The 23,326-nt window shown below is 60.7% G+C and carries 22 protein-coding genes and 1 tRNA gene; 12 read left to right on the forward strand and 11 right to left on the reverse strand.

The genetic code is table 11. The features are described 5' to 3' along the window. Nucleotides 1-44 precede the first annotated feature (44 nt). From CIW50_RS04375 to CIW50_RS04385, 3 genes are all read left to right on the forward strand, one after another. Nucleotides 45-314 carry an RNA-binding S4 domain-containing protein gene (locus tag CIW50_RS04375; protein ID WP_149530003.1) on the forward strand — a complete coding sequence of 90 codons (270 nt, stop codon included), beginning with the start codon at nt 45-47 and terminating at the stop codon, nt 312-314. Between the two features lie 151 nt (nt 315-465). Then, on the forward strand, nt 466-804 hold the full coding sequence (gene fdxA / locus CIW50_RS04380) for a ferredoxin FdxA (protein WP_116660022.1): 339 nt from the start codon (nt 466-468) through the stop codon (nt 802-804). A 237-nt stretch (nt 805-1,041) separates the two neighbouring features. Continuing rightward, nucleotides 1,042-2,106, forward strand: coding sequence for a CarD family transcriptional regulator (locus CIW50_RS04385; RefSeq protein ID WP_502707356.1), 1,065 nt, complete (start codon nt 1,042-1,044; stop codon nt 2,104-2,106). Nucleotides 2,107-2,224: 118 nt separating this feature from the next. On the opposite strand, the gene CIW50_RS04390 is transcribed toward CIW50_RS04385, so the two are convergent. Then, complete coding sequence (locus CIW50_RS04390) at nt 2,225-3,688, reverse strand: M48 family metalloprotease (RefSeq protein ID WP_246664135.1); 1,464 nt, start codon at nt 3,686-3,688, stop codon at nt 2,225-2,227. A 100-nt stretch (nt 3,689-3,788) separates the two neighbouring features. After that, nucleotides 3,789-4,577 (reverse strand): thermonuclease family protein, encoded by a 789-nt coding sequence (locus CIW50_RS04395; protein ID WP_149530417.1) that lies wholly within the window; start codon nt 4,575-4,577, stop codon nt 3,789-3,791. Between the two features lie 198 nt (nt 4,578-4,775). Here CIW50_RS04395 and CIW50_RS04400 point away from each other — a divergent pair, with 198 nt between their 5' ends. From CIW50_RS04400 to CIW50_RS04415, 4 genes are all read left to right on the forward strand, one after another. Further along, on the forward strand, nt 4,776-5,981 hold the full coding sequence (locus CIW50_RS04400; protein ID WP_149530004.1) for an ABC transporter substrate-binding protein: 1,206 nt from the start codon (nt 4,776-4,778) through the stop codon (nt 5,979-5,981). A gap of 55 nt (nt 5,982-6,036) precedes the next feature. After that, the gene (locus CIW50_RS04405; RefSeq protein ID WP_172980211.1) at nt 6,037-6,825 is read left to right on the forward strand and encodes an enoyl-CoA hydratase; all 789 of its coding nucleotides are present in this window, start codon (nt 6,037-6,039) and stop codon (nt 6,823-6,825) included. Next, on the forward strand, nt 6,822-7,589 hold the full coding sequence (locus CIW50_RS04410; protein WP_149530006.1) for a VOC family protein: 768 nt from the start codon (nt 6,822-6,824) through the stop codon (nt 7,587-7,589). The genes CIW50_RS04405 and CIW50_RS04410 overlap by 4 nt, the downstream gene beginning before the upstream one ends. A gap of 108 nt (nt 7,590-7,697) precedes the next feature. Further along, nucleotides 7,698-9,884, forward strand: a complete 2,187-nt coding sequence (locus CIW50_RS04415; RefSeq protein WP_149530007.1) for an acetate--CoA ligase family protein — start codon at nt 7,698-7,700, stop codon at nt 9,882-9,884. 113 nt (nt 9,885-9,997) lie between these two features. Here CIW50_RS04415 and CIW50_RS04420 read toward each other — a convergent pair whose 3' ends face one another. Genes CIW50_RS04420 through CIW50_RS04430 form a run of 3 tightly spaced genes read right to left on the reverse strand, consistent with a single transcriptional unit; the run spans nt 9,998 to nt 13,082 of the window. Further along, nucleotides 9,998-10,804 (reverse strand): enoyl-CoA hydratase/isomerase family protein, encoded by an 807-nt coding sequence (locus CIW50_RS04420; protein ID WP_149530008.1) that lies wholly within the window; start codon nt 10,802-10,804, stop codon nt 9,998-10,000. Nucleotides 10,805-10,829: 25 nt separating this feature from the next. Continuing rightward, the gene (locus CIW50_RS04425; protein WP_149530009.1) at nt 10,830-11,990 is read right to left on the reverse strand and encodes an acyl-CoA dehydrogenase family protein; all 1,161 of its coding nucleotides are present in this window, start codon (nt 11,988-11,990) and stop codon (nt 10,830-10,832) included. Nucleotides 11,991-12,017: 27 nt separating this feature from the next. Then, nucleotides 12,018-13,082 (reverse strand): acyl-CoA dehydrogenase family protein, encoded by a 1,065-nt coding sequence (locus CIW50_RS04430; RefSeq protein ID WP_149530010.1) that lies wholly within the window; start codon nt 13,080-13,082, stop codon nt 12,018-12,020. A gap of 262 nt (nt 13,083-13,344) precedes the next feature. Between CIW50_RS04430 and CIW50_RS04435 the strand changes: the two genes are divergently transcribed. Beyond that, nucleotides 13,345-14,136, forward strand: coding sequence for an SDR family NAD(P)-dependent oxidoreductase (locus CIW50_RS04435; protein ID WP_149530011.1), 792 nt, complete (start codon nt 13,345-13,347; stop codon nt 14,134-14,136). 68 nt (nt 14,137-14,204) lie between these two features. Here CIW50_RS04435 and CIW50_RS04440 read toward each other — a convergent pair whose 3' ends face one another. After that, nucleotides 14,205-14,474 carry a GlsB/YeaQ/YmgE family stress response membrane protein gene (locus tag CIW50_RS04440; RefSeq protein WP_089267746.1) on the reverse strand — a complete coding sequence of 90 codons (270 nt, stop codon included), beginning with the start codon at nt 14,472-14,474 and terminating at the stop codon, nt 14,205-14,207. A gap of 27 nt (nt 14,475-14,501) precedes the next feature. Continuing rightward, nucleotides 14,502-15,131 carry a YidB family protein gene (locus CIW50_RS04445; protein WP_149530012.1) on the reverse strand — a complete coding sequence of 210 codons (630 nt, stop codon included), beginning with the start codon at nt 15,129-15,131 and terminating at the stop codon, nt 14,502-14,504. 133 nt (nt 15,132-15,264) lie between these two features. Here CIW50_RS04445 and CIW50_RS04450 point away from each other — a divergent pair, with 133 nt between their 5' ends. From CIW50_RS04450 to CIW50_RS04460, 3 genes are all read left to right on the forward strand, one after another. Continuing rightward, entirely contained in the window at nt 15,265-16,281 is a 1,017-nt protein-coding gene (locus tag CIW50_RS04450; protein ID WP_149530013.1) for a 2-dehydropantoate 2-reductase, read from the forward strand. A 474-nt stretch (nt 16,282-16,755) separates the two neighbouring features. Next, nucleotides 16,756-17,013 (forward strand): hypothetical protein, encoded by a 258-nt coding sequence (locus CIW50_RS04455; protein WP_246664137.1) that lies wholly within the window; start codon nt 16,756-16,758, stop codon nt 17,011-17,013. Between the two features lie 312 nt (nt 17,014-17,325). Further along, nucleotides 17,326-17,790, forward strand: a complete 465-nt coding sequence (locus CIW50_RS04460) for a CAP domain-containing protein (RefSeq protein ID WP_246664138.1) — start codon at nt 17,326-17,328, stop codon at nt 17,788-17,790. 21 nt (nt 17,791-17,811) lie between these two features. Here the strand turns inward: CIW50_RS04460 and CIW50_RS04465 are convergent, their stop codons facing one another. Both CIW50_RS04465 and CIW50_RS04470 read right to left on the reverse strand, forming a co-directional pair. After that, nucleotides 17,812-18,537, reverse strand: a complete 726-nt coding sequence (locus CIW50_RS04465; protein WP_246664139.1) for a hypothetical protein — start codon at nt 18,535-18,537, stop codon at nt 17,812-17,814. Nucleotides 18,538-18,863: 326 nt separating this feature from the next. Beyond that, entirely contained in the window at nt 18,864-19,244 is a 381-nt protein-coding gene (locus CIW50_RS04470; protein WP_149530014.1) for a hypothetical protein, read from the reverse strand. Between the two features lie 196 nt (nt 19,245-19,440). On the opposite strand from CIW50_RS04470, the gene CIW50_RS04475 reads away from it, so the two are divergent. After that, a tRNA-Arg gene (locus CIW50_RS04475) sits at nt 19,441-19,517 on the forward strand. A 58-nt stretch (nt 19,518-19,575) separates the two neighbouring features. Here CIW50_RS04475 and CIW50_RS04480 read toward each other — a convergent pair. Further along, entirely contained in the window at nt 19,576-22,305 is a 2,730-nt protein-coding gene (locus tag CIW50_RS04480) for a bifunctional diguanylate cyclase/phosphodiesterase (RefSeq protein ID WP_149530015.1), read from the reverse strand. 105 nt (nt 22,306-22,410) lie between these two features. Continuing rightward, nucleotides 22,411-23,160: a GntR family transcriptional regulator gene (locus tag CIW50_RS04485; protein WP_149530016.1), complete on the reverse strand. Its 750-nt coding sequence runs from the start codon at nt 23,158-23,160 to the stop codon at nt 22,411-22,413. Nucleotides 23,161-23,326: the final 166 nt, after the last annotated feature.

Genomic DNA, 23,326 nt, shown 5'->3' on the forward strand with positions numbered 1-23,326 from the left:
GGTCACGCAGGGCGGCGCCGTGCCGTCAATTGATGTGGTGGTGATTGGAACGCCAGCGTCTCGATAAATGGCTGTGGCATGCGCGGGTGGTCAAAGCTCGCACCAGTGCTGCTGCATTGGTGGAAGGCGGCAAAGTGCGCATCAATGGCGAACGCGAGAAGTCTCCGGGCCATGGTGTGAAGATCGGCGACGTACTCACGGTGGCGCTGGATCGCACCGTGCGGGTGATGAAGGTCGAAGCCTTCGCCGAGCGGCGCGGCGATGCCACGGCAGCGCGCGTGCTCTATACTGATTTGCAACACCTTCCAGAGTAACTATCTAGGCCATATGCCGCGTCCAACGGTGGTTTTGTGGCAGGCTTTTCCCTTGGTCGAAATGCCCTGACCTATGCCGGCCGCATCCCTTGCGGCAGCGGGGTTGGTGCGCTACGCAAACACTGAATATCGATCGTTTCCGGAGTGCTGGATGACTTACGTCGTCACCGACAATTGCATCAAATGTAAATACACCGACTGCGTCGAAGTCTGTCCCGTGGACTGCTTCTACGAGGGTGAAAACATGCTGGTCATCCATCCGGACGAATGCATCGATTGCGGCGTGTGCGAGCCGGAATGTCCCGCTGACGCGATCAAGCCGGACACCGAAGGCGGCATGGAGAAGTGGCTGCAGGTCAATCTGGAACACGCCAAGACGTGGCCGAACATCACTCAGAAAAAAGAAGCGCCGGACGACGCCAAGGAATTCGACGGCCAGGAAGGTAAATTCGAGAAATATTTCTCGGCTGCACCCGGTACCGGCGACTAAGCGACTCGGTTCTCTTGCCGGTTTACCGGCGCCACGTGAAATTTACCCTACCCCTGATTATGACCTGTCAGCGGCCGTCGGACGGTCGCAACGGGGCATAAACCATTGATTTTTGCGGGAAATGTGCTATAATAGGCACAATTCAAGAAGCTGGACCGTGTGGTGCCGCTCGATTTGGCCCTGCCAGGTTCCCGTTTAAACATCAAACAGGGGCGTGGCGGTTTCCACGCGCAGGCTGTGTCACAGAAAACGCGTAAAAAGAGTGTTTCCAAGGCTGCCTCTTCGAAGAAGGCTACCTCTTCGAAGGTCTTGGATCCGAAGGCTTCGAAAAAGACAACTGCGGCCAGCCGCGTTGTAAAGGGTCCTGCTGCGAAGAATTCTGTCACCAAAGGCCGTGCCCGGGCCCCTGTCAAGGACACCCGGACCGCCGCGAAGGCTGCGGCTGAAAAGTCCTCCAAAAATAAAAGAAGTGCAATGCCAAATAAGACTGCCAAACCTACCCCGAAGGCTGCTGCTTCGAAGACTACTGCTGCCAAGCCTGCTGCGCCGAAGACGGCTGCGAAGGCTCCTGCGGCCAAGGCGCCGGTTGCTGCGCCCGCTGTGAAGACTGTTGCGCCGAAGGAAGCTGCCAAGGTTGCTGCGAAGCCCGCGGCTGCCAAGCCGGCGCCCGCTGCGGCCCCGCGAGCCGAAGAGCCGAAGAAGCCGTTGACCCAGCGTCAGGGCTTCAAGACCAACGAATTCGTCGTCTATCCGGCGCATGGTGTTGGCCAGATCCTCGCCATCGAGGAGCAGGAAATTGCAGGCGCCAGGCTCGAACTCTTCGTGATCAATTTCATGAAGGACAAGATGACCCTGCGCGTTCCTACCGCGAAGGTCATGAATGTCGGCATGCGCAAGCTGTCGGAGCCGGCGCTGGTCAAGCGCGCGCTCGAGACACTGAAGGGCCGTGCCCGCATCAAGCGCACCATGTGGTCGCGCCGTGCACAGGAATACGAAGCGAAGATCAATTCGGGCGACATCGTCGCGATTGCCGAAGTGGTCCGCGATCTGTTCCGTTCGGACTCGCAGCCCGAGCAGTCCTACAGCGAACGTCAGCTGTATGAAGCTGCACTCGATCGTCTGTCGCGCGAAATCGCTGTGGTCCAGCACGTCACCGAGACCGAAGCGGTCAAGGAGATCGAAGGCCAGCTCGCCAAGAGCCCGCGCCGCGGCGCCAAGGCTGAAGCGGGCGCCGAAGCCGGTGCTGACGATGCCGACAGCGATGGTGACGATGATGTCGCCGCCGCAGACGAGGCTGCGTAAGCAGCCTTTCGCAGGTTGAATACAAAAAGCCCGGCCGAGAGGCCGGGCTTTTTTGTTTCGGTGAACGACAAGGATATCTCCGTTGCGCCGACTATGTGCAGAGAGAGGTCTGTAAGCCTCAATCCACCACGATCTTGACGCGGTCGCGGGCCTTCACGCTGGCATTGTTCTCAAGCCCGTTCAGAACGCGAAAACGCTCCAGCGGGCGATCGATGCCGTTCATGCGATGCGATAGCGATTCCACTGTGTCGCCGGGCTGCACGGTGATCACCTTGATGCGCAGCGGGCGGGCGGCCTGGATTTCGGCCAGCGTCAGGCGGCGGAACGAGTTGACGGTTTCGCGGGCGTTGCGCTCGCTCTCGGTGCTCTTCTGCTTGGCGGCGAAGATAAACCGATAGACGTCGCTGCCGAAGCGTAGCGCGTAGACGCGGAATTGCCACTGGTCGCCGCGCGCGAGCGCTGAGGCTGCGGGGAAGCCGTTGATGGTGAGTTCTTCCGTGGTGGCCTTGTCGACATTCTCCATCCAGCCGGAATTGAGATAGTCGCTCAGGGTCTGCTCCGATGGCACGCGGACCACGTCGAAGCGCATGGCCTGATTGCCGCCTTCGCGCACGCCGATCACCGCTTGCGCGGTGTTGTCCAGCGTGAATGCTTCCGGCGCCTGGAATGTGAAGCCGAGCTTGGGATGCAGGAAGCGGCGGCCACGTACGAAGCCTTCGCTGGGGTCTTCGCCATAGACGATGCCGTCGATTGCCGAGAGATAGGTTTCGCGGTCGCGCTCGCCGCCATCCGGCGAGGAATATTGCCGCGCATTGGCCTGCGCATTCTGCACACGCTCTGGCGTTGCCGGATGCGACGACAGAAAGTCCTGCGCACGGGGATCGAGCGGCGTGCGGTTGGCTTTCAGTGCTGCGTTACGCTCCATCGCTGCGAGAAAACGAGATGCGCCATAGGGATCGAACTTGGCGCGGGCCGAGATGCCGACGCCAATGCCATCAGCCTCGAATTCCTGAGCGCGTGAGAAGCTCGCCATCGTCAGTTTGGATTTGGCGAGCGCGAGTGCGGTGAGGTCGGGATCGCTGCCCATATCGGTGACGACGCGAGTGACGATGGACGCCTGCCGCGCCTGCTCCTCGCGGATGGACGCGTGCTTTGCGAGTACATGCGCCATCTCATGCGACAGTACCGACGAAATCTCGGACGTATCGCTGGCCAACGCGATCAGGCCGCGCGTGACATAGAGTTGCCCGGTCGGCAGCGCAAACGCATTCACGGCACCCGAGTTGAGGATCGTGACCTTGTAAGCGAGGTCCGGCCGCTCGGACGCCGCGACCAGCCGATCGACGGTCTTGGTGATCAGTGCCTCCAGCCGCGGGTCGTCATAGGCGCCGCCATAGGATGCGAGGATACGCTCGTGCTCTTTCTCGGCGGCCGGCGTCTGTACCACGGCGGGTTTCGGTGGCTTGGCCGCCACCATCGGTTTCACGGAGGAGGCGGCTTCGAACCGGCTGGCGTCGCCGCAGGCCGACAAAGTGAAGACAGCGCACAGCACCACTGGCGCCGCCCAAAGGCGGCGGCTCAAGTTGGTTTGCCGTCCCACACCCGTCACGCCGTTCACTCTCTGCCCAAGCAGCCTTTCCGTCCAAATCTTGTCGTCCAAGTGATCTTGTCGTCCAAGTGGTCTAATTGTCCCCGACCACTTCGATCTGCCCCACCGCGAGCGCCTCAATCCGCGGTCCGCCGCGCTTCTCGACCCACCCCCGAACGCGAATATGTCGTCTTTCAAGGGACTTAAGCGTGATTCCAGCCGTCTCGAAGGCCGTCATCATGCGCCTTGAAATAGTTACCGCAAAGTCCTGAGTCCAGCGACGCCCGAAATTGAGGTAGGTCACCGTCCCGGCCTGGCGAACCGACAGGACCCGCCCCTCGACCAGCACGAACCGCCCCACATCGGCCAAGATATCGCCGGGACTTTCCGCGTTTTTTATGGCGTTGGTTTGAGTCCAGATTCCGCGCTTCAGCCGGCGGGCCGAGCCTTCGGCAGCGGAAAGTTCCGCCGCACAGGCTGTGTCGGAAATCGTGCCGGAGGCGAGGGCGGCGCCCTGCGCCAGAAGCTGGACCTGCAGCGACGGCTCAGCGGGATCGGCGAAGACAAAAGCCGGTTGTCGCCCGTAGCGATCCGGCATGTCGTTTTCGCCGTACAAGATGACGTCGCGACCGGCAATCAATGCGGCGAGGTCGTTCGGCTTAGATGAGCTTACAATCGACTCGATTCCCGCCAGACGGATTTCGTTGCCGTCGCTCAAGCGCAATGTCCTGACATCGATGACATCGGCGACGCGGCCTTCTCCCTGAGCGGCGAACATGCAGCCGGCGGCAGACACGGGTTGTACGGATGTCGAAATGCCGATCACTGCCAGCAACAGCGTTGCGGCATACGGCACGTCACACTTTGCAGATGCGGCACGCATCACATCACCTCGTGAGCTCCGATCAACCTCACGTCTATCATAGACAACAATCCATTCCGTTTTGCGGAAAACCTGTGTGTCTTTGCAGCGATTCTTGGCAGCGCCGCCGCTTGCCGCTGTTGTGTCATTGCTGCATGATCGCGATAACAACAACGAATACCGCGCAAAAAGCTGCGGCACGTTTTGAGGGAGGGACTTTTGAAGAAGATCATTTCAGGTCTGCTGGCGTCAGCAATGGCGTTCGCGGCCACCAGTGCCATGGCGCAGACCAAGCCGCTGAAGCTCGGCGCCATTCTCGATATGTCGGGCCTGTATGCCGATATTACCGGCGTCGGCAGCGAGACCGCTGCCAAGATGGCTGCAGAAGATTTCGGTGGCGAAGTGCTGGGCCGGAAGATCGAGATCATTGCCGCCGACCATCTCAACAAGGCTGATCTCTCCGCCAACATCGCGCGCGACATGCTCGACAACCAAGGTGTTGAGGCGATCATCGACGTCGCGGCATCGGCGACCGCGCTGGCTGCGAGCGAAATCGCACGCGCGCGCAACAAGATCATCATCTTCAACGGCCCGGGCTCGATCCGTCTCAGCAACGAGGCCTGCGGCCCCTACACGGTGCACTATGTGTTCGACACCTATGCGCAGGCCAATGTGACCGGCCTCGCCACCGTGAAGAACGGCCTCGACACCTGGTTCTTCCTGTCGGCCGACTATGCATTCGGTGCGGATCTCGAGAAGGACACCACGGCTGTCGTCACCAAGGCCGGTGGCAAGGTGCTCGGCTCGGTCAAGCACCCGCTGAACACATCGGACTTCTCGTCGTTCCTGCTGCAGGCGCAGAGCTCCAAGGCCAAGGTTGTCGGCCTCGCCAATGCCGGCGGCGATACGATCACCGCGATCAAGCAGGCAGCTGAATTCGGTCTTACGCGCGGTGGGGGCCAGAAGCTGTCGCCGCTGCTGGCCTTCATCTCCGACATCGACAGCGTCGGTCTCGATACCGCGCAGGGCCTGATCCTGGCGGAAGCGTTCTACTGGGATCTCAATGACGAGACCCGCGCTTTCACCAAACGCTTCCAGGAGCGCACCAAGCGCGTGCCGACATCGGCTCAAGCCGGCGTCTATTCATCGGTGCTGCATTATCTCAAGGCGGTGAAGGCTGCCGGCACCACGGATTCGGCGCCGGTCATGAAGCTCATGAAGGAGACACCGATCAATGACATGTTTGCCAAGAATGGCCGGATTCGCGAGGATGGCCGGATGGTGCATGACATGTATCTGTTCGAGGTGAAGAAGCCGTCGGAATCCAAGGGCCGCTGGGACGACTACAAGCTGCTCGCCACTGTCCCCGCGGAACAGGCTTTCCAGCCGCTGGAAGCCTCGCGCTGCCCGCTGGTGAAGAAGTAACCGTCACGGCCCAAGATCTGCCGGGCGATCAAGAACAACAAGAAGGAGCGCAATCATGAGCGACATCGTCCTGCAGGACCTCGACAATGGTCTTCTGACCATCACCATGAACCGTCCGGATCGGCGCAACGCGCTCAATCCGGACATGACACAGGGCCTGGTCGCGGCAGCACGTCGCGCGCAGGAAGATCACGACGTGCGCGCCGTACTCATCAAGGGCGCAGGCGGTACGTTCTGCGTCGGCGGCGACGTCAAGTCGATGGCGGCCGGCCGCGCGCCGCTGTCGTTTGAAGCGAAGCGAGCCAATCTGCGCCGCGGCATGGAAGTGTCGCGCATCCTGCACCAGATGCCGAAGCCGGTGGTGGCGCAACTCGATGGCGCTGCAGCAGGCGCCGGTCTCTCGATTGCACTGTCCTGCGATCTCCGCGTCGCCGCAAGCTCGGTGAAGATCACCACGGCCTTCGCCAAGGTCGGCTTCTCCGGTGATTATGGCGGCACCTACTTTCTCACCAAGATGCTTGGCAACGCCAAGGCGCGCGAGCTTTATCTGATGTCGCCGGTGCTGAGCGCGCAGGAGGCGCTGGCGCTCGGCATGGTGACCAAGGTCGTCGATGACGCCGAGGTCGAGGCAGCGGCACGCGAACTGGCGATGTCGCTCGCGCAGGGGCCGAGCATCACCTACGGCTATATCAAGACCAACATCAATAATGCCGAAACAATGACGCTGGAAGCCTGCTTCGACGCCGAGGCGATTCACCACACCCGCTGCAGCGATACCGACGATCACAAGGAGGCCGCCAAGGCCTTCGTCGAGAAGCGCAAGCCGGTTTTCAGAGGGCAATGACCATGAGCCAGATGCGGTTGCGGCAAGTTTGTCTGGTCGCTCCGCATCTGGAGCCCGTGGTAAGCGATATTGCGGCCATTCTCGGCCTCGATATCTGCTACCGCGATCCCCGTGTTGAAAAATATGGGCTCGAAAATGCGCTGCTGCCAGTCGATGTGACGCTGCTCGAAGTGGTGGCGCCGACACAGCCGGGCACGGCGGCCGGACGGTTCATGGAGAAGAACGGCGGCCGCGGCGGCTATATGGTGATCCTGTCCTGCGAGGATCCTGACGAGCGCGGGCGCTTCGCCGCCAGCATCGGCATCCGCACCGCCAATGTGATCGATCATCCACCCTATCATGGCGTGCAGCTACATCCGCGCGATTGCCGGGCTGCCTTTATCGAGTTCAATCACACCGACGGCAGTGACGACGATTTCGGGCCGTATCCGCCGGCCGGTCCGGACTGGCAGGAAGCGATCCGCCACGATATCACGCGCGCGCTCACCGAGGTCGAGCTGCAGAGCCCCGATCACTATGATCTCGCGCAGCACTGGAGCAACATCATCGGCATTCCACTGACCTCGGCACGCAATGACGATCCGCAGATCGCATTCACCAATGGCTGCTTGCGCTTCGCCAAAGGCAAGGCCGAGGCGATGACCGGGCTGACCTTTCGCGTCAACGATGTCGCGCAGGTGCTGGGCAGTGCGCGGGCGCGGGGCTGTCCCTGCGCCGGCGATGCATTTCTGCTGGCCGGGGTCACGTTTCGCGTCGTTGCATGATCGCGGCAATCGCCGCACGATCCGTTCTTGTTCTGACGCGTTTCCTGCATGCGAACCGTATCCGCTTCGCTCGGAAATGCTCCGGCAATAACAATAACGGGAAACGCCATGACTGTGACATGTCCGCATCCGCTGGACTCTTTCTTCAATCCATCCAGCATCGCCATTATTGGCGCCTCCCGCGATGTCACGAAGATCCCGGGCCTGCTGCTGTCCTTCCTGCGCAAGAACCATTTTTCCGGTGCGATCTACCCGGTAAATCCGAACTATCCGGATATCGACGGGCTCACCTGCTATCCGACCATCAACGCGGTCGGGCAGCCGATCGATCTGGCCATCGTGATCATTCCTGCGCGCGTCGTGCTCGGCGCGCTCCAGGATTGTGCGAAACTCGGCGTCAAACATGCGATCATCATCTCCTCCGGCTTCGCAGAAGAAGGCGGCGATTCCATCGCGATGCAGGACGCGATCGCGGCGCTGGCGAAACGCACGGGAATGCGGATCTCGGGGCCGAATGCGGAAGGTTATTATAACCAGATTGCCGGTATCGCCGCGACCTTCAGCCCGACCGTCGACGTCAGGCCGGATCAGCCGCGCCTGGTCGCCACCACAAAGCGGATCGGTATCGTCGCGCAATCCGGCGGCATCGGCTTTGCGATCTATAACCGCGCCAAGGCGCTCGGTATTGCGCTCAGCACAGTCATCTCAACCGGCAACGAGTCCGATCTCGGTGCCGGCGAATTCCTTGAATACCTGGTGCAGGATACGCAGACGGATGTGATCCTGCTCTTCATTGAGGGTGTTCGCGACGTCGACAAATTTCTCTCCGCGGCACAGAAAGCCGCGGAGACGGGCAAGCCCGTCATTGTCACCAAGGTCGGCCGCTCCGGCGCCGGCGAGCGCGCAGCAGCCTCGCATACGGCCAGCATGGCGGGTTGGACGGCCGCCTATGATGCGGTGTTCGCGCGCTATGGCCTCATCGTCTCCAACGATCTCGACGAAGCGGTGACCATCGCCGCCGTGCTGACCACGTCACCGCTGCCGAAAGGCGACCGAGTCGCTGTTGTCACCGTCTCCGGCGGCGCCGGCATCTGGGGTGCAGATGCGGTCTCGGCGCAGGGGCTGCAAGTGCCGGAATTGTCTGACGGCGTTCAGGCGACCATCCGTGGTCTGATCCCATCCTATGGATCGCCGCGCAATCCGATCGATATCACGGCCCAGGCGGTACACAGCGGCGGGCTGCAAAAGACCATTGAATTGCTCAACAGGTCTGACGAGATCGATGCAATCCTGGTTGTGATCTCGCTCTCCAGCGAGACGCGGATGCCGTTCAAGACGCTCGAGCTGAAGCCGGTGATATCGGCACAGAACAAGCCGGTCGTGTTCTGGTCCTACACATTGCCGTCAAATTTCGCGCGCACCGGTCTGGCCGAATCCGGCGTCGTCGTATTATCCGGCCTCACACATGTCAGCGTCGCGTTGCGGCGGCTGGTCGATCACGCGGGATTCAAGCTGGCCGAACCTGTTGCGACAGCCCCGGCTACAGCGAGTGATCTGGCTGAGCATCTGACCGCGCCGACGCTCTCCGAGTATGACAGCAAGACGCTGCTGCAGATTGCCGGTGTCGCGCTGCCAAGCGAGGTTCTGGTCACCGAAAGATCGGCGCTCGATGCCGCGATTGCCAGGACCGGCTTTCCGCTGGTGATGAAGATCCAGTCGCGCGACATTCCGCACAAGAGCGAGGTGGGAGGCGTGCGGGTTGGCATTGCCACGAAGGACGAAGCGGCCGCAGCCTATGACGTTCTGCTTGCGAATGCGCGCCAGCATCGGCCACAGGCCACATTACAGGGCGTGCTCGTTGCGCCGATGGCCAGGAAGGGCGTCGAGATCATCGTCGGCACACTGCTGGACAAGACTTTCGGACCAATGGTGATGGTTGGCCTCGGCGGAGTGACGGCGGAATTGTTCAGGGACGTGGTCTATCGCCCGGCCCCGGTGAGTGCCGATGAGGCTGCATCCATGCTGGGCGAGCTCAAGGCCGCGCCTCTGCTGAACGGATTTCGCGGGGCGGCGAAGGCTGACGTGTTCTCGGCAGCGGAGCTGATTGCGCAGATCTCGCAGCTTGCGGCGCGGTTCAAGGGCGAGATCGCCGAGATCGAGCTCAATCCGGTGCTGATGCATCCGGTGGGAGAGGGCGTCACGATCGTCGATGCGCTGGTGGTGAGGAAGCCCCAGCCCGGATGGAGCGTAGCGCAATTCGGGGCGGAGTTCAGCGCATACACAATCCCGGACTAGGTTGCGTTCCAACCGGGCTAAGAAGCGGCGCTTTGCTTTGGTGTCATCAATAAAATGGCCGGGATGAACCCGGCCATTTCCAGGTGAGGTTTGAAAACAAACCCGACGGGGACTTACCGCCCCTTGAAGTTCGCCACCCGGCGTTCGGCAGTCGCCGCAACGCCCTCCTTGAAGTCATCCGTCGCACGCAGGCGCGTCTGCTCCGCCAGTTCGTGCTCGGTCGCTTTCGCCACGCGATCGGCAAGACCGTTGCGCATGGTGGCACGGGTCGACAGCAGACCGAGCGGCGAGCATTCGGCGATCTCTTCGGCGAGCTTGATGGCGGCGTCGCGGACTTCCGCCTGCGGCACCAGCACATTGGCCAGGCCCATCTTCAGGGCTTCCTCACCGCCGACGCGGCGGCTGGTATAGAACATCAGCTCAGCATTGTTCTTGCCGATCAGCTCGGTCAGCGCCACCGTCAGGCCGAAGCCGGGATGGAAGCCCAGCTTGGTGAAATTGGCTGCGAAGCGCGTTTCTGGGCAGGCGACGCGGAAGTCCGCGGACACGGCAAGCCCGAGGCCGCCACCGATGGCTGCGCCCTGCACGGCAGCAATGATGGGCTTTTTGGCGCGGAAGATGCGCACGGCTTCCATGTAGAGATGGCCAATGGAGCCGAGATTATCGGCTGGGTCGCCGCTTTTGGCGGCGGCCTCGGTTTCCTTGCGGTTCGGATCGCTGAAATCGGCGCCGGCGCAGAACGCCTTGCCCTGCGCGCACAGAACCGTGGCGCGGATTTCCGGATTGGCGTCGATTTCATCGAGCGCGTTGGCGATCTGCTGGATCAGCATGATGTCGAAGAAGTTCAGCGGCGGCTTGCGGATCTCGATGATCGCGATGTGGCCGCGGGTTTCGACGCCGATATCTTTGTAGGTGGTCATGATGGCTCTCTGTTGAATGGATGGATCAGCGCAGGCCAAGTCCGCGCGCGATGATGCCGCGCAGGACTTCGGTGGTGCCGCCCTGAATGGTAAGTTTCGGCGCAGTCTTGATAGCGAAGCCCAGCATCTCATCCAGCGTGGCGTGATTGGAAGCGCTGTCGTCAACGAAAGCCGCCAGTTCGCGCACGCGATGGGGCAACTGCTGTTCCCAGATCGTGCCGATGTCCTTGACGATGGATGCTTCAACCACCGGCTCCTTGCCGGCCTGCAACATGCCGGCCACCGACACCGACATGCGCCGCATCGTGTGCAGCTGCGCGACGAGGCGGCCGATGCCTTCGGCGCTGCGGGTGTCAGGCTTCGGGCCGACAGCCCGAACCAGCTCGGTCAGCACGTAATAGGTCTCAAGGAAACGTTCGGGGCCGGATCGCTCATAAGCTAGTTCGCTGGTGGCTTGTTTCCAGGCACTGTCGATCTCGCCCAGCATGTGGTCGTCCGGCACGAAGTGATCGGTGAAAACCACCTCGTTGAATTCATACTGGCCGGTGATCTGCGCGATCGGATTCACCGTGATGCCGGGCTTCTTCATGTTGACCAGGAACTGGGTCAGGCCGTGGCGGCGATTTTCCTTGGTCGACGGCGACGTCCGGAAGATAGCAATCATGTAATCGGCCATATGCGCCGAGGTCGTCCAGATCTTACTGCCGTTGATCAGCCAGCCGCCGTCGGTTTTGGTGGCCTTGGTCTTGGCAGCGAACAGATCGGAGCCCGAATTTGGCTCGCTCATGCCGATGGAGAAGCAGACCTCGCCGCGGCAGATGCGCGGCAGGATGTCCATCTTGATGTGCTCGGGCGCGTATTTCAGCAGCACCGGGCCGCTCTGGCGGTCGGCGACGAAGAAGCGGCGCACCGGCGCATTAGCGACGCGCATTTCTTCGGTGACGACATAGCGCTCCAGGAAACTGCGTTCATGGCCGCCATACTTCTTGGGCCAGGTCATGCCGAGCCAGCCGCGCTCACCAACGCGCTTGCTGAATGCGGGATTGTCCGAGTCCTCGCGCTGGGGCTTGTGCGGATCGAAAGTGCCGGCGGCGATCTCCTCGGCGAGGAAGGCGCGCACTTCCTTGCGGAGCTGCTCGCATTCGGGCGGCAGGCGGATCGGGTCGAAACGAAGGGCTGCGGTCATGTCAAAGATCTCGTTTCTTGTGTGCGATCAGCGCGAAGCGACCAGGGGCCACAGCTCGTCGGCGCCGCGCGCGGCGACGAGTTTGCCGAGCTCAACCGCCCAATAGCTTTCACTGCCGAAATCGTCGCGCCATGCCAACGCGCGTAGCGTGTAGCGATGCAGGATGTGCTCCTGGGTGAAGCCGATGGCGCCAAGCACCTGATGCGCAATCGCCGCGCCCTTTTCGGCGGCTTCCGAGCAACGGATCTTCGCAGCGGCGGCTTCGAGGAAGAGTGCGTCGTCGAGCGGTGCCCCGCTGGAGAAGGCGTCAGCTGCTGAGCTGGCAGCGGCGAGCGCCGCCGAGGTCTCGCCCGCTAGCTTCGCCAGATTGTGCTGCACCGCCTGGAACTTCGAGATCTTCTTCTCGAACGCCACGCGCTCGCCGGAATAGTTCACGCCGATGCCCAGCATCGTTTCCAATGCGCCGGCAATCTGCTGGCTGCGCACCAGTGCGCCCATCAGCAGGAGCGTGTTCTGGTCAAAGCCCGACGGTGCTGACTGAATGGCGACCGGCTTCACGGAGTCGAGATGCACCGTATCGGACGGGTCTCCCGCCAGCCCAAGGCCGGCTTCGATGCGACAGGCGCTGGCTTCTACCAGAGCGATGGAGGTGCTGCCGATGCCCGATGCGACGACGGCAATGTATTCAGCATCCTTCGCGAAGGGGACGCCGCGCGCGCGGCCTGTGATCGTGCCGTTGGCATTGAGCTTGAGACGGTCGCGCGGGCTTGCCGGTGCGACCGTCATCCTGCCTTCCGGCGATTTGATATGGGCCTGCGCGAGCAGCCAACCAGCCAACATGGTCTCGGCGAGCGGCACCGCAACGCCGGCGCGGCCAGCGGCACTGAGGACGCTGAAACCTTCGGCCATGCTGGTGCCGGAGCCGTCGCATTCTTCCGGCACCCATGACAGCGGCAGACCGGCATCAGTCAGCGCCTGCCAAAGCGGTGCTTTCCAGTTGCCGTTCTTGTCGTGATTGATGGTCTGCGCGTCAGCGAGATCAGCGAAAATACGTTCCGCAGTTTCCGCAACGATATTGTCTGTGTCCGTCAAGGCGTTCCCCGTGTGCTAGCGCATCTCATTCGGCAGGAAATGCCGGGCATGGGGTGCTGCCACTTTTCTTGAAATCATGATGCGGAAAAGGCGGAGCGAAGACAAGCCGGCTGGCCGCAGAGGGACCTGCGGTGGCGACATGATATGCACCTGTTGCAGTGCAATTTAATTCCGCGAAACGAACTTGCGTCGCGTTGTATACCAGCGCGATCGCTCTATGTTAGATCGCGTCAAGATTCGATACGAAGCAGAGGAAATGCAGATGGCAAGTGACGGTTTGTGCGTCGTGATTACAGGGGCGGCATCGGGGCTTGGTGCTGCGACTGCGGCCATTCTCGCCAGAGACGGCGCCCGTATCGTCATCAACTATTCGTCGAGTCAGAAGGAAGCCGAAGCCACTGCCGAGCTGTGCCGCGATGCGGGTGCAACCGAAGTCATCGTGGTTCAAGGCGACGTGTCCAAGGACGACGATTGCAAGAGCATCGTCGCGGCCGCCCAGCACTGGGGGCGGATCGATGCGCTGATCAACAATGCCGGTGTGACAAAGCACGTGCCGCATGACGATCTCGACGGTCTGTCTGCCGAGGACTTCCAGTGGATCTACGGCATCAACACGATCGGACCGTATCAGATGGTGCGCGCTGCGCGGTCGCTGCTGGAAGCCGGCGCGCGGGCATCCGGTCGATCCTCGGCAGTGGTCAATGTCTCATCGATGGCCGGTCTCACCGGCGCGGGCTCTTCGGTCGCCTATGCCGCGAGCAAGGGCGCTCTGAATTCAATCACGCTGTCGCTGGCGCGTGCATTGGCGCCGTTGATCCGTGTCAACACGGTCTGCCCGGGCTATATCGACACGCCCTGGTTCACCAAGGGACGCGGCGCGGAAGCGGCGGCCAAGGTGCGCGAGGCGGTGATTGCGAAAGTGCCGCTGCGGATCGCCTCGACGGCCCAGGATATCGCCGGGCTGATCTGCTTCCTCGCCACCTCGCCCTCCAGCAATATGACGGGCGAACTGGTGCGGATGGATGCGGGCATGCATCTGCAGTCGACGCGCTGACATCAAAGACTGAACAAAAAAAGCCCCGGGTGATGCCCGAGGCTTTTTCATTAGTGGTTGCCAGCGGATCAGCGATTGCCGGGATCGGAAATCATCCGACGGGCGACTAGCCTGTTCCAGATGAACAGGACCACAAGCGCACCGATCGTTGCCGTGATGAAGCCGGCGCCCTGGTTTGGTCCATAGTGGCCGATCTGCTGGCCGATGAAGGTTGCGAGGAATGCGCCGGCGATACCCAGGATAGTGGTCAGAATGAAGCCGCTGGGATTGTTTGGCCCCGGTGACAGAAGGCGGGCGATAATGCCTGCGACAAAGCCCACAACGAGAATCCAGATCATAGCAATATCCCCTCTTTCAAGTGCGCGTTAAACCCAGCTGGACTTAACTTCGTCCTCTGTGGGTAGTCGGCCATGCGGTGTGAACTGATTAACGGCATCGGGCAGCTCGTTGCTCAGCTCGGAGAGAAGCTGTTCACGTGACATACCGGTGCGCGACGTCAGTTGTGCGATCTGATCCGCCCCCAGCGCGGCGCCAAGATCGTTCGGCGAGATCTGCTTGTTCGGGCCGGAGCTGACCCAGGAATCCGCGGCGTCGCCATGGCCGTTCTGCTGGAACTGCTTGAGCAGGTCGCCGAGGCCACCGCTGAGCACGCTGCCGGCGGCACCGCCCGCCAACAGCCCGCCGAGCGGGCCTTTCAGAAGGTCCCCCAGGCCACCGCCGCCTGCTGCGCTGCCAGAATTCCCGCCGAGGAGGCCGCCAAGCATACCACCGAGGCCACTATCTTGGGCGCTGGCCTGCGTCGTATTCGGCGGCGGGATCTGTTGTGGGTTGCCTTGCGGCGCCGGCTGGTCGCCGGTGAAATGTTTGTAGCCCTTGTAGGCAAGCAGCGCGAGGATCGCCATTGTCATTGGCGACATGCCGCCGCTTTTGTCATTGGGATCGCTGGGGCCACGCGGCCCGTTGGCCATGCCATTCAGAATGTCGAGTAAACCCATGATCATCTCCTGTTCTGCCAGCCCGGCGAAAGCATAGCTGCGCGGTATGACGCCTACAAGGCGCGTCGGTTCCGCCGATAGGCAACGCTGCGGCATTTTGCTAGTAACGGGTGCTGGATGAACGGGAGATGACGTGATCGGAACGCGACCCATCTGTATTGCCGGTGCCGGCAGTATCGGCTGTTTCGTGGGGGGCGCCCTGGCGGCAGCCGGTCGCGACGTCGCCATACTGGCGCGGCGGCGCATCGTGGACAGCGTCGAGACGCACGGCTTGAGGCTGACGAGCTTCGATGGCCTCGATCAATGCCTCGCCCCCGGTCAGCTGCAGCTGTCGGATGACCCCGCAATCATGAGTGAGGCGGAGATCGTTCTGGTCACGGTTAAAAGCGGCGATACGGCGGAGATGGCGAAGCTGATCGCGGATCATGCTGCGAAAGACGCTATCGTCGTTAGCCTGCAGAACGGCGTCGGCAATATTGGGGTCCTGCGCGCTGCTCTGCCCGGGCGCCGCATCCTCGGTGGAATGGTGCCATTTAATGTCATCGCAAAGGGCGATAGTCATGTTCATCGCGCAACGTCCGGAAACATCATAGTCGAACGCGATGGGGCCGATACCGCTTCGTTGCTATCCGTACCGCACCTTGCCGTCCTTGCTAGCGACGATATCGTCGGCGTTCAGTGGGGCAAGCTGCTGGTCAATTTGAATAACGCCCTGAATGCGCTGTCGGATATACCGCTGCGGTCGCAGCTTGCACAGCGCGCGTGGCGCTCGTTATTCGCCGATCAAATGGCGGAAGGCCTTACTGTTCTGAAAGTCGCCGGCATCAAGCCCATCTCAGCGACGCCGATCCCCGCGCGGCTTACGCCGCATTTGCTGCGGCTTCCTGACGGCCTATTCAATATGCTGCTCGGGCGGACCATGAAGATCGATGCAAATGCGCGCTCGTCCATGTGGGAGGATTTGCAGCGCCATCGCCGTACCGAGATTGATTATTTGCAGGGTGTCATCGTTGAGCTGGCGGCGAAATATCAGATCGCGGCTCCACTCTCGCTGCGCGTGATGACACTGATCAAGCACACAGAGATGTCAGGCAGGGGGGCGCCCGCATTCACGCCGGATCAGATTCGCAGTCGGCACGGCATTGATTGAGCCGAAGGGAGTATTGGACCGGGCCCCGGCGCTATCATTACGAGAATGTTACTATTCGTTTCGGCTACAATCGGCGGACTCAACTATCCGAATGCTCAAATTGCGCTTGCCGTCAATGCAATGGTACCATTATCCGTTGCATTCGCGTCAGGCCGATGATTATCCGTTAAATATCAATTGCCGATACGCGTCGGAGAATTCTCAGTAAATGAGATGCAAAGAGTCTTTTAGCCCATCATTCGCAAACAAGTAGCAATCCTCGTCGTGAATGAAGGCTGGGAGAGCACGGCCAGTTCGATACTGAGCATTATGATGTGACATCAGGGGCTATGTCATTCGCCACATCTTTAGTATAGAAGGCCGCGTGATTTGACGGTGGTTCGCGCTTCGCGCGCCGGGCCGGGCGTTTGATCCTTTCATATCATCGGCAAAGCGTGTGCCGGTCGAATTATTCAACTAACAATCGGAGTTACAATGGCCAAGAAAGCAAAAAAGAAACTCGTCCGTCGCGAATACACCAAGGAAGACGTGAAGATCCTGAAGGCGCATTCGAAGGCCCAGACCCCGCTCGAGAAGATTTCCAAGGAGATGAAGCGCACCGGTGGTTCGCTGCGTCAAAAAGCCATCAAGCTCGGCATTCCGCTCGGTCATCGTCGTCGCAAGGCGAAGAAGGTTGCCACGAAGGCCGCCAAGGTGACCAAGACCGCGAAGGCCAAGAAGGCCAAGAAGTAATCTTCCGTTCTGAACGGAGCCGGCCTGAAGCGCGTTAGACGCTTCAGGCCGTTTTCTTGAGGGGAGTGATCGATGTGAACGCTGCTTTTGAAGCTCTTGAAGCGAAAATCCTTCGCCGCCATCCCCGTGGCCATGGTTATATTAACATCGGTGCCATCGCACCTGCATTTGCGACCTGCTAACGGTCGCCCCGTTCGCTGGGGTATGATGCTCGGATCGTCGAGCCAATGGTGTGCGGCTGAAACGCAGGCCCCGGCCAATGCCCGCAAGCGCGTTGCCGCGACCTCCTGTGCAACGTCGTCGGTATAGTCATTGAATTTGATTCGTGAAGCGATCGTCATGAGCTGCCGCCTCTTCAGGCTATTTGCGCTGTGCGCCGCGTTGATCGCGGCGACCATAGTTGAGGTCGGAGCGGCGGATTATGCGAGCCAGATCAGTGCCTTTCGCCGGGCACACAAACTCTCGTCTGTCACGCTGGACAGCAAACTGAATGCGGTCGCGCTTGCTCAGGCGCGGGCGATGTCATCCAGCGGCAAGGTCAGTCATGAGGTAGGCGGGGTCTTCTCCGCGCGTGTGGGAAAGCTTCGCAAATCCAAAGCAGCTGAAAACATCGCGGCGGGGTTCCTGACATTTCCCAAAACGTTGAAGCAATGGGAAGAGAGCCCAGGTCATCGCGAGAACCTGCTCATGCCCGGCGCGCGCAAGGTCGGCGTCGCTTACGCGGCCAATCCCAAGTCGCCCTACAGGATGTTCTGGGCGATGGTCATCACGGATTGATACTTCACGGGTTGTTATGGTTCAGGTGCGCTTGGTCTTGACCGGCGCGGGAGTGCCGAATAGCGCGTCCTTGATGTCCTTCAGCCCCGATGACAATTTGGACCATCCGCAGGCAAGCGGCTCGATCGCGCAGTCCGGTTCCTTGGCGCGCACTTTGGGCCGAGGCCGAGGTAGCACGACAGGTTTCACGTCGCTTGGGGCTTCCACAGTCTGCCGAAAGTCCGTTTCGAGCGCGGCCTGGGTTTGCACCTCGCGCTGCTTCTCAGCGAAGGCCGCGACGATGACGCTGCGGCGTTGACTGTCCAGATAGTTTTTGTACTGCTCGTCGATCGCCTTCTGCTCGGCCGTGGTTGGGTTCGGGCCAGCGATATCGAAGCTGCGGTTCTGCATGAAGTCGTGATAGGTATAGCCGCCACCGCGCTTGCGCCGTCCCGCGAACTTGCTTTCGCAATCCGACAGCGCTGTAGTTTTCACGTCTTTTGATGCTGTCGATTTTTCGACGCGCTCAGCGCAGTCCTCATAGTCCGCCGGCGCAGCAGTCCACCATTGCGCAAGAGCAGGCGAAGACATTAGCGCGAGACCGACGAGTGATGCGGCCGTCATTAGCGCAAATATGAGCGACTTGTATGCGGACGAATGAGTCACTTGGGTTCCGATATAGGTAACAAGCCCAATTCTCGCCATTTGTGGGCCGTTTTTCAACCTCGGATGTGTTACTTCTCCCCGCTTTTGGAGCAAGTGCAGCATGACTGCATCAGTACGGTCATGTGGTAAGCAGATTAGCGCCATTTCGCGATACAGCGTTGATATGGAAGTGTTTCTAGCCGGAGAGCTCCCACTGCTCTGATATGGCTGAAATTGATGACACCACAGTTTTGAGACGTTCTCGACAGTAGTTTCGCGTCGCGTGTCTACGATGCGCAATCACCTACACGGGACCACACGTCGTTCGCGATCGACTCGCGTCCGAGAGTGGTGGTGCCGTTTCCTTTCGCGGGGCTACGACTCTGCCGGATAACACACACGGAAAGGGGCGGTCCGTTTGGACCGCCCCTTTCCTCATGTCAGTTGTATTACTGGCAGATGTGTCGTCGGCCATCTTCGCCGCGGAACCAGGTTCCGGGCTGGCAAACGAAGCCCATGCGCTGCGCGTAGGAATCGCGCGGGACGCCATTGTATCCATCATAGGAATTGTAGCTGTTCCGGAACGGAGCAATTGCGATGGCCCCGGCCGTACCCACTGCCGCACCTGCCACCCCCACCGCACCGCCAACCACGCCTGCCGCTACGTCACCTGGCCAGAAGCCCGAATCACGATAGCCGTTATCGACTGTGCTCGCTTGATACTCCTGCGTGGCCTGCGCGCGGCGATTCATCGGATCCTTTGCCATCACCGGCGCGGCCATCAAACCAGAGGCCATGGCAACGGCAGCAAGAAGTTTCATCTTTGTCATGCGGGATTCTCCATCCTTATTGTGACAACCAGCCAACGATGGGCGCTACGAGACGTTCCGCAATAGATGTCCGGGCCTTTCAAAGGAACGTGACGTCAGCTCCAGACCCGTCCTGTATGAACCATCAACGGGTAGCGATGATCAAACGGCTCTGGTATGGAACTGTCCATGCCCGGTATTCATGACCCGGGATAGCGGTCCCGTAGCTCAGCCGGATAGAGCGACGGTTTCCTAAACCGTAGGTCGCATGTTCGAGTCATGCCGGGATCGCCAGCTTTCTTCTCCTGTTTGTCTGAAATGGCCCTTTCGCGACGACCTCAGGTCCTCGGCGTCAGGCGACGGCGGCGTCGCGTTGCCGAAGCATGGCCCGGATCTCGTGCGACGGCCTGGCAGCGCTGAACAGGAAGCCCTGCATCTGGGTGCAACCCAGCACACGCAACGCGTCGAGTTGATCGGTCGTTTCGACGCCTTCCGCCGTGGTCATCATGTTGCGCGCGGCAGCGATGGTCACGACCGCCTGCACGATTGACGAAGATCCGTCCGGAGCCAAGATGTCCCGGATGAAACTGCGGTCAATCTTGACCTTGTCGAACGGGAAACGCTGCAGATAACTGAGCGACGAATAGCCGGTGCCGAAGTCGTCAAGCGCGATACGCACGCCGATGCCGCGAAGCTGATGGAGGATGGCAAGTGCAGCCTCGTCGTCGCGAATCAGCACTGTTTCCGTGACTTCAAGCTCTAGCCGGTGCGCTGGCAAATTCGCTGTCACAAGGGCTCGCGTGACGTTCAGTGCCAGAGTCTGCGACGTAAATTGAACTGGCGAGACATTGACGGCGAGCTTGATCGGTAAGGGCCATGAAGCGGCTTCCATGCACGCTGTCCGGAGCACCCATTCGCCGAGTTCGGTAATCAGGCCGGTTTCTTCGGCGACGGGAATAAATTCCGCCGGCGAAATCATGCCGCGAAGCGGATGCCGCCAGCGTAGCAGCGCTTCGCAGCCGCTGATCTCGTTACTGGCGATATCGATAACTGGTTGATAATGAACCTCGAGCCCGCCTTCGCTGAACGCCTTGCGCAAGTCCTGCTCCAGTGCGCGGCGTGCGCGTGCGTCCTCATCCATGGCGGGTTCGAAGAAGCGAAAGGTGCGCCGTCCGGCGGCCTTGGCGCTATACATTGCAAGGTCGGCATGTCTCAGCAATTCGTCGAGATCGGAGCCGTCATCGGGGGCTACAGCGATTCCGATGCTGGCATCGGTCGTGATCTGGTGGCCAAGGCATTCATAGGGCTGCCGGATGGCGTCGTAGAGCGGCACCACCAGATGGGTGACATCGCTGCGGCGGGCAATTCCCGTATGCACGATGGCGAATTCGTCGCCGCCAAGTCGCGCGACAAAGCCCGCATTACCGACACAGCTGCGCAGCCGCGTGGCCACGATTTTCAGCAGTTCGTCGCCGATCGCATGACCGAGCGTGTCATTGACGCTCTTGAACTCATCGATATCGATATAGAGAATCGCAAATCGCGCGCCGTCATGCAGCGTTGCGATTTCCGCTTCGAGGCGCTCACGGAACATCACCCGATTGGGGAGATCTGTCAGAGCATCGTAATGCGCAAGATGGGCGATGCGCTCTTCCGAACGTTTGCGATCAGTGATGTCCTCGAGCGTCGAGGCCCAACCGCCGTCCCCCGATCTCTGAACGAGGATCTGGATCGAACGACCATCCGGCGTGGTCAGTAGCGTATCGTGGACAGGGCCTTCAGCAACGCTTCGCAAGAACGACGTGCAGTATTCGTCGACATCGCCGATGAAGGTTCCGTTGTCCTTGCGATGCTGGATGAGGTCGCGGAAATAGCAGCCTGGCTTCACTATCTTGTCGGATAGTCCGAACATGTCGATGAAGCGCTGATTGCAGACGACCAGCCGGCCATAGGCATCGAACAACAGCAGGCCCTGCGTCATATTGTTGATTGCAGTATCGAGATGTTTCGATTTTTGCGCCAGCATCCGTTCGGCCGAGCGGTGCTGGCGGTTCAGCTGCCGGACGATCAGGAACAGCGTCGCCAGGATCACCAATGCGGCAAGTGTCGCACCGATGATTTGATATTTGGTCTGCTCGCGCCAGTCATGCAGGGCCGCGGGCATGCTGGTGGTCGCGACGATCATCACGGGAGCCGCCGCGAGGCGCCTTGCAGAGCCCAATTCGTCTTCCCCGTCGATGGGGCTGATATAGTGCCCCGTCGAGGTTCCGCCCGTCGACCAGAGGTCCTTGAAGACTGAGCTGTTGCTGAGGTTCTGGCCAATAACGGTCTCGTTCTGCGGATAGCGAGCAAGCACGGTGCCGTTGCGGTGGATCATCAAGATCTTGGCGTTTTTTTCGAGCGCGAGGGATGCGAAGAAGCTCTCGAAGTGAACCGGCTCGACGCCGCGGCTGATGATGCCCATGAATTCGCCATGGCGTCCGATCAGCTTGCGCGAAAACACGGCGGTCCATGCACCAGTCACCCTGCTGATGACGGGTTCGGCCAATACGATCGCGGGCCCGTTGTCGGCCTGCAGCGTCTGGAAATGCTGACGGTCGGCAATGTCGATGGCAGGCACCGGCCAGGTTTCCGACGAGTTGAGCAGCTTGCCTTCGGAATCGAACAGGTTGATGCCGCCGACATAGGGCAGGCTGCTGAGCTTGGTGCGTAGCATGCGGTGGACGTCGATCCCCGACATCAGATGCTGATAGGCGGCGCTGTTCTGGATGTTGGCCGACTTCATATAGGTGATGACGTCGTTCTGGATGCCCTGCAGGTCTCCGAACTGCTGGTCGAAGTGTCGTGCGACCAGCAGAACCGTGTTTTCCAGTTCGCGCTTCTTGCTCTCGATGGCGCGGTCTCTGAAATGGACGGTGATGTAGGCCGTGCCGATGGCGATGGCGGTAATCAGCAGGCAGCCGCACAGGATGAGGCCTTGGATCGGCCCGCCTTGAAATCGGAAACGGCGCAGCGCGGCGAAGCCAGCAAGGCCGCCAGCGTCATCAGACCGTTCCCCCGACTTTGCGTCGTTTTGCCCCATGTGTAGTTTTGTACCGTGGGACCGCCAACACGCCGTTACGAACTTGGGTGAACGATGCGTTAAGACGCTAGGTGATCGCGACGATTTCGATGTAGCTCCGGCGGCCTATCCCGCTGCCGAACCGTTGACGATATCGGCCTGTTCGCCGCGCTCGATCAGCGATTTGACCAGCGAGGATTTCACGCCGGAGACGTGTTCGCGCATAAGGATTTCGGCACGCCAGGGCTCGCGGGCCATAATGGCCTCGTAGATCCGGTGATGATCGTCGTGGCGGCGGCGCACGTCGCGATGCTCGAAGGCCACGATGTTGCGGCTCGATGACATCGGCACGTGGTGGCAGATCCGGATCATCTCCGCCAGCATGCGGTTACGGGCGGCGCCCAGCAGGGTGTCGTGGAAGTCGCCGTTGATGCCGCGATAGATGGTGAGATCGCCTTCCGCGAACTCACCGCGCGCGAGCAGTTTATCGCCGGCGACAAGGCTTTCCTCGATGATGGCGCGCTCCTCGGCGCTCAGTCCACGTTCGGCGGCGAAGCGTGCGGCCACACCTTCCAGCGATGCGCGAATTTCATAAGCATCGACGATAGCGGAGAGTGGGAATTCACGGACGGTGAAGCCGCGATTGGGCGCGTAGTCGAGCAGGCCTTCACCGGCCAGTGCCTGCAGGGCGGCTCGGACGGGGGTCCGAGAGACCTCCAACGTCTTGCTGAAGCGGACCTCGTTGATCCGTTCGCCTGCGCTGACCGTGCCACCCAGAATGGCGTCGCGGATCTGGTCCGTCACCGACAGCGACCGGTTGGCGACGCGGCCGGGGCCAGCAGCTTCAGGCAGCGGCGAGAGGGATGAGTCGGGCATCGGTGGTGCTCCGCAGCAAAGTGAATACAATTAAATCCGAGTGTGGCGGGTCTTTGCTACTCAGCATACCAAAAAACATGATTTAGCTGCATAAATATCGCGCATAAAGGCGAGGCAGTTCGCGGAAATGATGAGCATCGGAAAAAGTGTATGTAATTCTGATTGA

Source organism: Tardiphaga sp. P9-11 (assembly GCF_008329525.1).
Classification (GTDB): Bacteria; Pseudomonadota; Alphaproteobacteria; order Rhizobiales; family Xanthobacteraceae; genus Tardiphaga.